Below are 14,079 nucleotides of genomic sequence, written 5' to 3'. Positions count from 1 at the left end.
CGCCGATCCAGGCCAAGAAGCACGGCTTCTGCATGATCGACACGGACCCCTGGGAGGCGAACGTGCCGCCCACATCTTTCGTCTACCGGAGCTGTGGCACCCAGACGCGGGCGGGGAATCAGGGGATCAGCACTGGCTGGGCGGACACGTACTTCAAGTGGCTGGCGGGCCAGTTCTTCCTGCTCACGGATCCCCGGGAGCCGATCCCGGCCGGCGAGTACCTGATCCGCATTACGGCGAACCCGCCGTTCACGCCGGTGGGCGGCGAGCCCTGCCCGCACCTGGATGGCCTGGGCTTTTGCCACATGTTGAGGGAGAGCAATTACGGCAACAACGTGGCGGAAGTGCGGGTTACCGTTCCGGATCGGGTGGGCAAGCAGGGATTCGGCCCGGGCGGCGGGATCGAGCCTCCGCCGCACGAGCTGATCGATGACGAGAACCGGCACGGGGCCGGCTGAGCTCCTTGCACCGCGTCTCCCCGTCCCCCTGTCCCCCACCGGCGGGGGGACGGTGGGCGGGGGAGGTTACTTCTGCCCCAGTGCTAGCCAGGCCTCTGCCTGCTTGATGTGGTACTCGGCCTTCTCCTGCTGCTGCCGCTCGCCGTAGATCTGTGCCAGGGCGAGGTTCGGGTAGGCGTAGTAGAAGGGGATGCCCTGCGTGGCCGCGTCGACCCACCGGTCCCACTGTTCGGGGAAGCCGCGGCGGTGGGCGAAGACGTCGCGCAGCAGCCACTCGGTGGCGGGCAGGTCCACGTACTGGCCCAGCACGGGCGTCCAGGGCGAGGTGGGAACGCGGTAGATGCCCCGGGCGGTGTCCGCCTCGACCGGCCCGTCGCTCAGCTTAAAGGCGACGCCGCGCCGGATCAGGAAGGGGCGCAGGTTCAGCTCGTCGTAGGCCTGCGTGGTGGTGGCGAAGTAGATGGGGCGGTCGTCCAGTGCGCTGGTGACAATGGCGGCCAGGAACCAGTCGGCCGGGATCATGATGCTGCCGGCCGGGACGGTGGTCGTGATGCTGCTCGCCCGGATCTGCAGCGGCTCCTGCGTGAGGGAGGGCAGCATCCCGGCGATCTGATCGACCTGCTCGTCCGTCAACTGGATGATCGACGCGGCCGGCGCCCGCGGGGACGGAGACAGTCCGGGCGCCGGCCGTCCGGGCCGATCGACCGGCGCCGCGCCCAGTGCCTGCTCGAGCTCCCCGGCGTACGGGCGCTGGCAGATGATGCGCGTGGGGTCGGCCGCCGGCGAGCTGCCCGCCGGGCACGGCGCCGTGAGCTGCTTGAGCTGCTTCACATACCAGGGCGTGTTCAAGTAGCTCATCACGATGACCGTGACGTCCCGGCGCACGCCCTCCACTTCCTGAAGGTACCAGAGCGGGAACGTGTCGTTGTCGCCGTTGGTGAACAGCACAGCGTACGGCTCGACGCTCATGAGCAGGTTGTACGCCCAGTCGCGCGCGGCGAAGTCGTGGGCACGGGAGGCCCAGCCCCAGTTCAGCACCAGGGGGATGAACCCGAGCGCGAGCGTGGGCGTGGCCAGCGCCCGGGGCCGCTGGACGCGCGGCCAGCGAGCGGCCACCCAATCGGCGGCGCGCTGCCAGAGCACAACCAGGCCGGTGCCAGCCCACAGTCCCCACACGGAGAAGCCGACAATGAAGAAGTAGTCGCGCTCCCTGACCTCGTGCATCTCGGGGTCGGGGAATCGCTCCCGCGCGTAGGAGTAGCCATACTTGAAGTTCAGGTAGAAGACCAGGCCGGCCGAGAGCGTGAGCAGCAACACGGCGAGGTACATCCAACTGGTGCGGTCGCGGCGGTAGTGGCTCCAGGCGCCGTAGACGCCCAGCGCGGCGAAGAGGAGGGTGAACAGCCAGCGGATGCCGCCGAAGAGCGCCTGGTTTCCGGCAATCGAGCGGGCCCACTGCCAGTCGAAGTACTGCAGGTAATTGACTACCTGAGCCGCCATAAGTCCCAGGTCCCGCGGCAGCCGCCGGTCCAGCGGACTGGAGAACATGGACGGCTTGTCGTACTGCTGGCGGGTCAGGGACTCGGAGAGCGCCTGGCACCCGGCCTGCCCGTAGGTGAGGATGCTCTTGAGCGCCTCCGCCACCGAGGCGCAGCTCGGGTCCGCCTCGTTGATCACGGGGTCCAGCCCGGCGCGCAGCGGCAGGAACAGGTGGATGGATAGGCCCAGCACCGCGACCACGGCGCCGGCTACGTACAGCCGCCAGTTGCTCAGGGTGCGCGGCTCGATCAGCAGGATGAAGAGGAACAGGGCGGGCGCCGCCAGGAACGCCATCAGGTGATTGCCCACGGAGAGGGCGAGAATGAAGACCATGAGCAGGATCAGGTTGTCATCCTTCCCCTGCCCCAGGTTGTCCCGCCAGCGGAACGCCAGCCAGCTCAGGAGCGCAATGGTGAAGAGGCTGACGGTGTAGACCTTCTCGTTGACGTTGGACTGGTTCCACACCGTGAACGCGGTGGCGCTGAGCAGCACGGCGAGAGCGGCGCCAACCAGGCGGAACGCGCGGCTGGCGCTGTAGAACGCCAGGATCCGGTGCGCCAGCAGGAACCAGAAGCCGTGAGCCAGCGCGCTCATGGTGGCACTGAAGAGGTTGACGCGCACGGCCACCGACAGGCCGAACGGCGCCAGCAGCAGCTCCCAGGCCCGGGTCAGCACCACGAACAGCGGATTCCCGGGCGGGTGCGGAATTCCCAGGATGTGTGCCGTCGCGATGTATTCGCTGGTGTCCCAGAACTGCGTGGTGCGCGCCAGGGTCAGGGCGTAAAGCGACCACACGGCCAACGCCGCCAGACCGGCGGCGAGATACGGCGGCCGGTAGGACGGCGGCTCCACGGGTGGGCGGATCTCCGCCCGCTCCATTCGTTCTGGCCGCCGCGGCCGCGCCCGCGCCTCTCTGGATGGCTTCATCGGTCTCCTAATCCGTCGCCGCGCCCTAAACACGTTATTGTAACCGTTCGCATCCACGCTGCTCAAGCCCGTGCCCTGCGCCGGCCGCAGACCGGGCAGCGCCAGTACGGTGACGCGGCGCTGATCGAGGCGGAGCGACGGCGGTGGGGGGTGTGACCGTAGTCGTGCACGTACTCATACACGTGCACGTCCGTTAGAAAACGGCGTGCGGCTTGCACCAGACTGCGGCCCGCTACGGCAACGGGTACGGATACGGGTACGGGTACGGGTTAAAACAGACCCACCCGGAACCCGACCATTCCGAACACGTCGTTCTGGATCTCGCTCCCGTCCCCCGAACCAGCCCCGCTGCTCTCGCGCTTGAACCAGCTAATGTAGTCGCTGACCTCGACCAGCAGCGCGATCGGCCCCAGCTTGACATCCAGCCCCGCACCAAGGTGCAGGGTGAAGTCGGTCGCGTCCTCGGGGAAGGCGTTGCGCAGGTCCTCCCCCGCCTGGCGCAGGTCTTCCTCATCGAAATCGTAGCGCTTGACCCCGGCGCCGGCCAGGACATACGGCTGCACCACGATGATGCGCGGCAGCGGCCGGTAAACGATGTCGCCCACCAGGGCCAGCAGCGTGGTTTCCGCCTCGTCCCCCTGCCGCACGCCTTCGGCCGAGACCTTCGAGTCGGTGGCGTACTCGAGGTTGCCCCGAATGTTGATGGGCGAGAGCGGCAGGTTCAGCTCGAGGGCCAGGCCAATCGCCAGGCCGGCCTCCATCTCGGCGCTGACCGTGTCGCGTAGCTCGGCCAGGTCGCTGACCGGCAGGTAGGCGCCGATCTTGGGCACCACCTGCAGGTTCACGCCCGGCACCTGTGCGCGGGCTGCGGGCGCGCCGGCGGCTAGTGCCAGGGCCAGCAGAGGCAACCATAGTGTGCGTGCACGCATCTTCCTACCTCCTGGGTTGAGGGGGGCTACGCCGCTGGCAAGAGCGGTGCCGCGGCCGCGCCCCGGGTACCATGGGTTAAGACGCGGCGGGCGGGGCGCGAGTCACGATCAGGCTGCCCGTGTCGTGCACCTGCGCCCGCCATCCAGGCGGCAGCCAGGTCGTGGCGCTGTATTCCATGATCACGGCTGGACCCTCCACCAGGTGGCCGGCCTGCAGCTCGGGGCGCGCGAAGAGCGAGGTGCGGACGCGCTTCCCACGGAAGACGACGTCGGCTACCCCCGCTGCCGGTGCCACGGCGGACGCGGCTGGCTCGAGCCGCGGCAGAGGCGGCCGGGGCGCGGGTCCCAGAGCCTCGACGCGCAGGGTCACGGCCTCGAGGTCAGCATCGGGCCGGGCATAGCCGTAGCGCGCCCGGTGGGCGGCGTGAAACGTGTCTTGCCACGCCTCTGCGGCCACATTCAGCTCGTAGCTCTGGCCGCGGTAGCGGGCGTCCACGGTGCGGCGCAAGGAGACGGCTGCCGCTCGGATCCCCTCCGACTCCATGGCCGCCAGTGCCGTGGCTTCGAGTGCGGCAAACTCGGCGGCCATGCGATCCGGCGCAGCCTGTTCCGCCCCCAGCAGCACGGTGCGGGCCGCGTCCTTGCGCACCGGCGCGGCCAGCATGCCGTAGGCGGAAAGCACGCCGGGCGCGGGCGGGACGAGCAGGCGGGCGATGCCCATGCGCTCGGCCAGTCCCACGGCGTGCAGCGGCGCGGCGCCGCCGAACGCGACCAGGGTGAAATCGGCCGGGTCAAAGCCGCGCTCCACACTGATGAGGCGCAGCGCGCCCTCCATCGCCGCATCGGCCACGGCCAGCACACCCTCGGCGGCGGCGTCCGCCGTGGTGCCCAACTGCTGGGCCAGGTGGCGGAGTGGGGCCTCGATGCGCTCGGGCTCGAGCCGGCGTTGGCCGCCCAGGAAGCCGGCCGCCGGCAGCCGGCCCAGCCAGACGTGCGCGTCGGTGACGGTCACGTCCATGCCCCCCTGCCCATAGCAGAGCGGGCCGGGCTCGGCGCCCGCGCTTTCCGGGCCGACGCGCAAGGCGCCGCCCGCGTCCAGGCACGCGATCGAGCCGCCCCCCGCGCCCACCGTGTGGATGTCCAGCAGGGGAACGGCCACGGGCAGGCCGGCAATCTGGAAGTCCCGGGTCTGGAGCGGCCGGCCCGGGCAGAGGGACACGTCGGTCGACGTCCCGCCCATGTCGAAGGCGATAATATCCTCGAATCCGGCTTGCCGGGCCAGGAAAAGCGCGCCCATTACACCGCCCGCGGGACCGGAGAGAACCGTGTGCACGGGCTCCCGCCGCGCCCGGCCGATGGCCAGCGCGCCGCCCGCCGACCCCATGATGCGGACGCGCTCTGCGCCGGCATCCTGCTCGAGTCGCCCCAGGTAGCTTTCGACACGGGGTGCGACATAGGCGTTCACCGCTGTCGTGGCCACGCGCGCGTACTCCCGGTATTCGGGCAGTAGCTGGGAGGAGACCGACAGGGGTACACGCAGGCTTTCCAGCGCCGCAGCGACGCGCCGCTCGTGCCCGGGGTGGGCATAGCTGTGGAGCAGTGCGATAGCAACAGCCTCGGCGCCGCGCAGGCGATGGAGCAGGTCCTGGAGCTCCCCGTCCTCCAGCGGCTCCTCCTCTTCGCCGCCCGGGCCCAGCCGCCCGGCGATGCCGTGACGGTCGGCGCGTGCGACCAGGGGCGGGAGGCGCTCCCCGAGCAGCGCGTACAACTGCGGCCGGTTCTGCCGGCCGATCTCGAGCACATCCTCGAAGCCGCGGTTCGTGACCAGCGCGATGCGCGCGCCGCGCCGCTCGAGGAGCGCATTGGTGGCTACCGTGGAACCGTGGATCAAGAGGAAGTTCGTCGTTCCCGCTGTATCCGTACCCGATGCGGCTGGCCCGGAGACGCCGGGAGTAGGAGTGGGAGCTGGAACGGGTACGAGCTGGGACAGGACCCGGCGGATGCCCTCCAGCACCGCGCGCGCCGGGTCATCCGGCGTGGATGGTACCTTGAGGGCGGCCAGCTCCTGGCCCCGCCAGGCGACGACGTCGGTGAACGTACCGCCCGTGTCCACGGCGACAATTGACAGGGGGCCGCCGGGATCCGACATTCTCGCGCTTCAACCTCCTGAATGACAATGCATTGCAGGATGCCGAGCCCAGATTTCGCCGCCTTCCTCCGCCTCGCCGCCGCCGCCGAGCTGGTGCCCGTCTGGCGCGAGCTCCTCTTCGACACGGACACGGCCGTGACGGCGTATGCCAAACTGATGCGGCCACCCTTCGGCTTCCTCCTGGAGTCCGTGGTGGGAGGCGAGAAGTGGGCGCGCTACACTTTCTTGGGCACTGCGCCCCGCGAAGCCTGGCGGCTCGAGGCCGGCGGCAGGATCAGCCGCTGGGAGGCGCAGAGCGGGTGGCGCGAGGCGACGGCGTCGGCTGATCCGCTGGGCGAGTTCGACCGCCTGCTGCGCAGCCGCAGGCCCGCAGCAGTGCCGGGTCTGCCCCGCTTCTTTGGTGGCGCCGTGGGCTACATGGGGTACGACGTCGTCCGCAGCATCGAGCGGCTGCCCGCGCCGCCGCCCGATGACCTGGCGCTGCCGCAGGCGCTGTTCCTCTTCACGGACGTGGTGCTGGCCATTGACAACCTGTTCGGCCGCGCCCTGGCCATCGCCGCCGTGGACGTGGCCGGCGAGCCGGACGAGGCCGAGCTGCGGCGGCGCTACGATCAAGCGGCCCAGAAGCTGGCTGCGCTGGTTCAAACGCTGGCCGAGGCGGAGGCGCCCGGGCCGCTCGAGCTGGCGGCACCGGACACGGATCCGGCCTTCAGCAGCAGCTACGCGCGCGAGGCCTTCGAGCAGCACGTGCGGCGCATCAAGGAGTACATCGCCGCGGGTGACGCCTTCCAGGTGGTACTGAGCCAGCGATTGACGGTGCCGCTCGAGGCCCGCCCGTTCGACCTCTACCGCGCGCTGCGCTCGGTCAATCCCTCGCCTTACCTCTACTACCTCGAGCTCGATGGCCTGGCGCTGGTCGGCTCCTCCCCCGAGGTGCTGGTCCGGGTCGAGGGTGGGGTGGTCACGCTGCGGCCCATTGCCGGCACGCGGCCCCGCGGCCGCAGCGAGCAGGAGGACGCGGCACTCGCCGCCGAGCTGCTGGCCGACGAGAAGGAGCGGGCCGAACACCTGATGCTCGTGGACCTGGGACGCAACGACGTGGGGCGAGTGGCCCGCTTCGGCACCGTGCGGGTGCCCGAGTTCATGACCGTCGAGAAGTACAGCCACGTGCTCCACCTGGTGAGTCAGGTCGAAGGCGAGCTGAAAGACGGCCTCTCCGCCGTCGATGTCTTCCGCGCCTGCTTCCCCGCCGGCACCGTGAGCGGCGCGCCCAAGATCCGGGCCATGCAGATCATTGACGAGCTGGAACCGGTGGGCCGCGGCCCCTACGCCGGCGCGGTCGGCTACTTCGCCTACGGCGGCCAGGCCATGGACACGGCCATCGCCATCCGCACCCTGCTCGCCGCCCAGGGACGGGCCCACGTGCAGGCAGGCGCGGGCATCGTCGCCGACTCGGTGCCCGCCCGCGAGTACGAGGAAACGCTGGCCAAGGCGCGCGCCTTGCTGCGCGTCACCCGCATGGTACCCCGCCAGCCGGCGGGTGACGCCGGACAGTAGACGCAGGGCGCCCTCCGAGCAAGCTCCAATATTGCACGGATCCGTCCTCCTGCGCTCCAGGGAACGGCCCGGCCCCGCTGTCACAGGACGGCGCCTTCGCACGTTCTTCGCGCGGGTGCCTGGTTGAATGCTGGAATCGGGAACCAGACTGAACACGCTCGCTGATGAACAATAATTATTTATTTCCGCAGATACGCCATCCTCACTGTTGATGCGCCCTTGACAGGATTTCTGGGGCAGCGTATCGTGCCCCGTTTCGCCGCAACCCCGGAGCTGATGACGGCTGTGCCAATCGTGAGCGACAGACCGACGTACGCGCCGGAGGAGCCGCCCGGCTCCGGTAGCAGGGGGCGCGTTCACCCAGCAGGCAGTCTCCATTTGCCCGAACCATCCACTCCGATGGAGGACCCAATGCACGTCTCGATACGGGGCATCGCGCCCCGAGGCTTCCTCGTGGCGCTGCTCGTGGCGCTCTTGGCGGCGCCGGCGGCCGGCCAGCAGGTCACGGGGAAAGTCGAGGGCCGGGTCACCGACGCTCAGACCGGCCAGCCGCTGGCGGGCGCCCAGGTGATCGTGGTGGGCACCAGGCTGGGCAACATCACGAACCAGGACGGCTACTACTTCATCAACAACGTGCCGGCCGAGGTTTTCGATCTGCAGGCCCAGTTCATCGGCTACCAGAGCGTGACCGTAACCGGGCAGCGCGTGCTGGCCGGGCAGACGGTCACGGTGGACTTCCAACTGCCCACCACGGCCGTGGCGCTCGAGCCGATCACCGTGGTCGGGGAGCGGAACCCGCTGGTGCCGCGGGACCAGGTGGCATCAAAGAACATCATCAGTGCCGAGGTGGCGCAGAACCTCCCCGTGGACAACGTGCGGCAGCTCCTGAGACTGCAGCCGGGCGTGGTGGACCACGGCCTGTTCAAGGGCTTCTCGATCCGCGGCGGCCGCTCGGGTGAAGAGGCGCTGTACGTGGACGGCGTGCTGCTGCGCAACTTCAACCGCGGCACCTCCACCCTGGCCCTCGCCCCCACCAGCGTGTCGGAGATCGACGTGCTGACGGGCGGCTTCAGCGCGGAGTTCGGTGAGGCGCAGTCGGGGATCATCAACTACGTGACGCGCCGCGGCGCCCAGGAATGGGCCGGCCGGGTCAGCTTCGAGTCGGACGAGATGATGCCCAACAAATACTCGCTGGGCCTGAATCGGCTGGAGTTGAACGCGGGTGGCCCGGTGTTCGGCCCGCTCTCCTTCTTCGGCGGCGTGACGGCGCAGGGGCAGCGCTCCTCCAATGAGGGCAAGTTGTGGCGGGACGTACCCATCTACGTGATGGACGGCATTGACACCGTGGTGACGGTCGCGGCTACTGCCGGCGTGGCGGGCGCCAGCGACCAGCGCGAGGTGCCCATCCCGAAGTTCACGCTCTATGAGCAGGACGGGCAGATTCCCTTCTCCAATAGTGATAACTACGCGCTGGACGGGAAGCTGGACCTGAGCTACGGCTCGGGCTCGAGGGCGTACGTCTCGCTCAAGCAACTGCGCAGTCAGGGGCGCAGCGCTTTTGGCGCCGGCCAGAGCCAGTCGTACAACGGCGCGGCCGCGAGCGGCAGCCGCTCGACGACGCGCGCCGCGATCCTGGGGTGGACTCACAACTTCGTGCAGCGGGCGGACAACGCGCTGGCGCTGGACCTGAAGCTGGCGCTCACGCGCGACGAGCTGCTGGGCGGCGTACTCGATCCGGCCTGGGAGCTGGATAACCGCAACCCGGCACTGGGCTTCACCTTCGATGATTTCGAGTTCCTGGTGGACGAGGACGACTTCCCGGTGGACCAGACGCTGGTCGACATGTACCTGGGCAACAAGGACATCCGCGATCCGAACACGGGCCAGGTCATCCGCCAGCGGGCGCCCTTCCTGAACCGCACCGACCTGCGGCTGCGGCAGGAGTTCCGGCTGAACCCCTACGGCGTCGCCACCGGCTTCAGCCTGAGCGGCCTGCCCAGCTCTTTCAGCTTCGCGCGTGAAGAGCAGGTCCAGGTCCGGGCCACCGTGGACTGGCAGGCCAACCGCTACCACCGGGTCAAGTTCGGCGGCGACTACACGGACATCGACCTCGTGGCGGCGTCCACCAGTTGGATCAACCAGGATTTTGGCGACGTCTGGGTCGAGAACCCGAAGCGCTCGAGCCTGTTCTTCCAGGACCGCGTGGATGTGGGCGACGTGGTCATCGAGGGCGGCGTGCGCTGGGACCGCTTCGACCCCAACACCAATTACCCGCTGGTCGCAGGCTTCTACAACATCGAGGACCCGGCCACTTTCACTGATGCGGAAGTGCAGAACGAGGTCTCGCCGCGGGTGGGCGTCTCCTTCCCGGTCACGGTGAACAGCACGTTCCGCCTCTCCTACGGCCACTTCGTCCAGGTGGCCGACCTGGACGAGTACTACCAGGGCAAGAACATCGACTTCTTCCGCTTCAAGAACACCAACACCAACGACGTCTGGGGCCGGCCGCTGAAACTGGCCAAGACGATCACCTTCGAGTTCGGCTTCCGCCAGTTGCTGGCCCCGGACTTCGTGCTGGACGTCTCGGCCTATAACAAGGACAAGCTCTCCGACGTGGCCATCCGCAAGCTGGCCTGGAACGACCCGACCAGCCCGGGGGTGGTGAACTTCCTGAACACCATCACCAACGCGGACTTCGGCAACGTGCGGGGCGTGGATGTGCGGCTGGACCGGCGCTGGGGCCGCTGGCTGGACGTGTCGCTGGGCTACTCGTTCCAGGACGCGAAGAGCACGGGCACGGACCCCAACACCTACACGCGGCTCTTCGCGCGCATCGAGCGCAACTCGAACCAGCTCCTGGGCCTGCCGCCCAACCCGGCGCAGGCGATCCGCTCGACGGAGGAGAACCGCAAGCACAACGTCACCGGCTACTTCATGCTGCGCCTGCCCAACGACTGGGACGGCCCGGCTTTCCTGCGCAACACGGGCCTCTTCGGCGTGGCGCGCCTGGCCAGCGGGCTGCCTTACTCGCCGCTGCGCGAGGTGGGCATCCAGGTGGCGCAGGGTCCGCCCACGGGCGTGTTCGAGGGCGATCTCAAGTACGACGAGATCAGCACCAACACCACGCCCTGGCTGCGCGAGTTCGACCTGAAGCTGCAGCGCGGCGTGCGCTTCGGCAGCAGGAGCGCCGTGGTGTTCCTGGACGCGCGCAACGTGTTCGATTTCAAGAACAAGACCCGCGTGTTCCTGAGCACCGGCGACATCGTGGACGAGCGCATCTATGGCGAGCTGGTGCGCGGCCACCAGAACCTGCTGGGCGGCGGCAGCCCGCGCGCGGTGGACCTGAGCTCGCTCTCCAGCGCGGGCGGCGGGGTCACCAGCGAGGTGGACCTGATCGCGCTGCGGCGGGCCGAACAGCGCTTCGGCGACGGCGACGGCACGTTCACCCTCACGGAGCAGGAGAAGGCCTTCCGCTCCGCCGTCCTGTTCTTCAGCGGGCCGCAGGATCTGGTGGCGCAGGGGCGCCGGCTGCGGCTGGGTTTTGAGGTCACCTTCTGATCCGACCGGCGACTGCCCCGCCGCGAGCGCGGCGGGGCAGGCCGACATCCCTACGACGGAGAAACGCAATGGTTGCCAAACTCTTTGAGAGCCTGCCCGGCGCTGGCGGCCTGCGGAGGGCCCTGGCTGGCGCAGTCCTGGCCGGGATGGCCATGGGCTGGTCCGCAGAGGCGCAGGCACAGACCTCCATGGATAAGGCGCGCGCACTGCGCCGGACGAGTCCCTTCAACCTGGCCGCCAGCGCGACCAAGGTGCTGCAGGCCAACCTGGTCCAGTGCGGGATCGTCAATGACGGCAACGTCTGCACGGACGTCTTCAACTCGCCCACGGGCGGCGGCGGCTTCTGGCCGGCGGGCACGACCAACCAGTACATCTTCAATTCCGGGCTGCAGATCGCGGGGATCATCTCGCCCACGGCGGGCTTTGCCTGGGCGCGCGACACCGTAGGCGCCTTCTTCTTCGATGCCCGGGGCACGCAGTTCCACGGCACAGCGCGCGGCCAGATCTTCGACTCGCTCGATCCCAACGACATCGCGAACTGGCCGGATCAAGCCGTGGTCCGGGACGGCAGCCTGTTCAACGCGGCGCTGCTGGGCAGCAAGGCCATCTCGGACCAGGACACCTGGGTCAAGTACTGGGATGGCGATCCCAACCGGCTGTCGAACCGCAAGCACCCCATGGGGCTCGAGGTGACGCAGCGCTCGCTGGCCTTCAATGCCCCGGCGGGCGCCGAGAACACGATCTTCTTCATTTACGAGTTCAAGAACATCAGCAACGACCCGGAGTTCCAGCAGCTCAACGAGGCGAAGTTTCCGGGCCTGCAGATCCCGGACGGCGGCTACACGATCGATTCCATCTTCGCCGCCTTCTCGATGGACCCGGACGTGACCACGCACGCGACGGACAACTTCTCCACCGCGGTCCTGCCCTTCAGCCTGGGGGTCGCGTATCACGCCGCGTTCCAGACCGACGACTTCAACTTCGCGGCGCGTCCCGAGCTGTACGCGCCGCCCTTCTTCCAGGGGCCGGGCTTCGTGGGCGTGAAGTACCTGAGGAGCCCGATCGACCCGGTGACCAAGCGGGAGGTCGGCCTCAGCCTGTTCAGCAACACGCTCAACGCGGCGACGGGTTTCCCCGACCCGGTGGGCGACCGGCAGCTCTATCGTTACCTCTCGGGCACGGCCAACGCCGCGTCGGGGGACAACCCCTGCAACATTCCCAACCCCAGGCAGTCCAAGCTCTGCTTCCTCTGGCAGGATCCGGCGGACACGCGCTTCTACCAGTCCTCGGGGCCGTTCAGCCTCAAGCCGGGCGAGAGCGGCACGATCGTGGTGGCCTACACGCACGGCGCGCCAGTGGCCGTGCCCGGGTATACAGCGGGCACGCGCGTGCGCCCGGGCATTGCGTCCAACACGCCGGGTGTGGGCTCGGATACGCTGCGGCTGGTCGAGCGGCTGGCCGGCTGGCAGTCGACGCCGGCGGCTGCGATCCGCGCCGATGGCTCGATCGACGAGACCAAGGTTCTGGTGGTGCGCAAGTCGGTCCTGTCGAACGCGCTCGTCGCGCAGACGATCTTCAATAACAGATTCCTGCTGCCGCGGCCGCCCGAGCCACCCGTGTTCTCGCTCGTGCCCGGCGGCAACCAGGTGACGGTCGTTTGGGCTCCGTCCGCGTCGGAGAAGACGCCGGACCCGTACTTCGCCATCGCCTCGAATCCGGACCCGGCCAACCAGTTGTTTGACGCGAACTACCGGCGCCTCGACGTCGAGGGCTACCGGATCTACCGCGCCGGCGGACTGAGCGGCGGCTTCGAGCTGATCGCTCAGTTCGATCACACCGGCACGGTGATGATCGACCGCACCGGTCAGCTCGACCCGAGCTTCGTGCCCGAGGAGGGCGCGTACGGCCAGGCGGTCGAGCATGAGCTGAGAGGCAAGATCACGATGTTCCCCGATGGCGGCCGCGTCCGCGATAAGAACACCGGTTCGGTCGTCGTGGTCAAGGAAGAGTCCATCCAGCTCGAGGACACCGGCGTTCCCTTCGCGTTCATCGACAAGAGTGTTCGGAACGGCATCACGTATCGCTATATCGTCACCGCGTTCGATGTGAACTCCCTCAAGTCGGGCGCGCTCTCACTCGAGTCGCCGCGGCAGGTGCAACTCGTGGTGCCGCGTAAGGACCCGAGCAACCTGGTCCTCGCCAGCTTCACTTCGTCCGTGACGAATGCCGCCGGTCAGCCCTTGCCGACCATCGCGCATCCCACAGTCAACTCGCAGACGGGCATCTTCAGCGGCCCGATGCCGCCGACCGACGGGCTGTCCGCGACGTTCGCACCACTGGTCGCGCGGCTGCTGCCGAAGTTCACTCTGGCGGCAACCATCGACAGCATCCTTCCGTACACGGTCGACACGCATCCGCAGGGCTGCCCGAAGGGGTCGAATGCATTAGGCGCTTGCTGGCGGATGTTCATGACTTTCGACATCGATGGCAAGAAGACGGTGTCGGTGTCGGAGGGCTGGACGCCGGTGTGGTTCCAGTTTGGCGAGGAGGTTACGACGGAATTCCCGATGGGCGCCGCGGCGGTACCGCCGGATCCCACGGCCAAGGCACAGTTCAGCCTGCCGGAGGCCTTCCCCGGCTTCCAGGCCAATGTGATCGGGAAGTTCCCCCAGACGATTCTGTACAGCCAGATGGAAGGTCAGACCAACCGGCGGGGCATTGCCGGCGCCACCATCTACCCGGGCTTCGCCACGGGTGTCCGCATGGTGCCGGGTGGCTCGCGCTGGTTCTCCGGAGCCAACGAGACTGTGGCGGACCCGACCGCGCTCATCAAAGTCGGGCATCTCAACGGTGTGGACACCGTCTGGGCTCCGATTCACCACACGCCGACGGTGCCTGGCGGGTCCCAGTACCCCGGCTCGACGAACATACAGTGCTTCAGCTACTTGTTCTCGGATATGGG

At 68.5% G+C, this 14,079-nt stretch carries 7 protein-coding genes; 4 read left to right on the top strand and 3 right to left on the bottom strand.

What is annotated here, in order from left to right:
- A partial coding sequence (locus HY703_09805) for a hypothetical protein (protein MBI4545478.1) occupies positions 1–458 on the top strand: 458 nt, incomplete at its 5' end.
- 66 nt (positions 459–524) lie between these two features.
- On the opposite strand, the gene HY703_09800 is transcribed toward HY703_09805, so the two are convergent.
- From HY703_09800 to HY703_09790, 3 genes are all read right to left on the bottom strand, one after another.
- Entirely contained in the window at positions 525–2,924 is a 2,400-nt protein-coding gene (locus tag HY703_09800; GenBank protein MBI4545477.1) for a DUF2723 domain-containing protein, read from the bottom strand.
- A gap of 269 nt (positions 2,925–3,193) precedes the next feature.
- Positions 3,194–3,853: a hypothetical protein gene (locus tag HY703_09795; GenBank protein ID MBI4545476.1), complete on the bottom strand. Its 660-nt coding sequence runs from the start codon at positions 3,851–3,853 to the stop codon at positions 3,194–3,196.
- A 76-nt stretch (positions 3,854–3,929) separates the two neighbouring features.
- Positions 3,930–5,981, bottom strand: coding sequence for a hydantoinase/oxoprolinase family protein (locus HY703_09790; GenBank protein MBI4545475.1), 2,052 nt, complete (start codon positions 5,979–5,981; stop codon positions 3,930–3,932).
- Positions 5,982–6,041: 60 nt separating this feature from the next.
- On the opposite strand from HY703_09790, the gene trpE reads away from it, so the two are divergent.
- The 3 genes from trpE to HY703_09775 all read left to right on the top strand — a co-directional run.
- Positions 6,042–7,559: an anthranilate synthase component I gene (gene trpE / locus HY703_09785; protein MBI4545474.1), complete on the top strand. Its 1,518-nt coding sequence runs from the start codon at positions 6,042–6,044 to the stop codon at positions 7,557–7,559.
- A gap of 411 nt (positions 7,560–7,970) precedes the next feature.
- Positions 7,971–11,117 (top strand): TonB-dependent receptor, encoded by a 3,147-nt coding sequence (locus HY703_09780; GenBank protein ID MBI4545473.1) that lies wholly within the window; start codon positions 7,971–7,973, stop codon positions 11,115–11,117.
- 68 nt (positions 11,118–11,185) lie between these two features.
- On the top strand, positions 11,186–14,079 hold a 2,894-nt coding region (locus HY703_09775), incomplete at its 3' end, for a hypothetical protein (protein ID MBI4545472.1).

The organism is Gemmatimonadota bacterium, from assembly GCA_016209965.1.
In the GTDB taxonomy this organism is placed as follows: Bacteria; Gemmatimonadota; Gemmatimonadetes; order Longimicrobiales; family RSA9; genus JACQVE01.
Note: the sequence above shows the minus strand (reverse complement) of the source record. Positions and strands in the feature narration are given on the sequence as shown.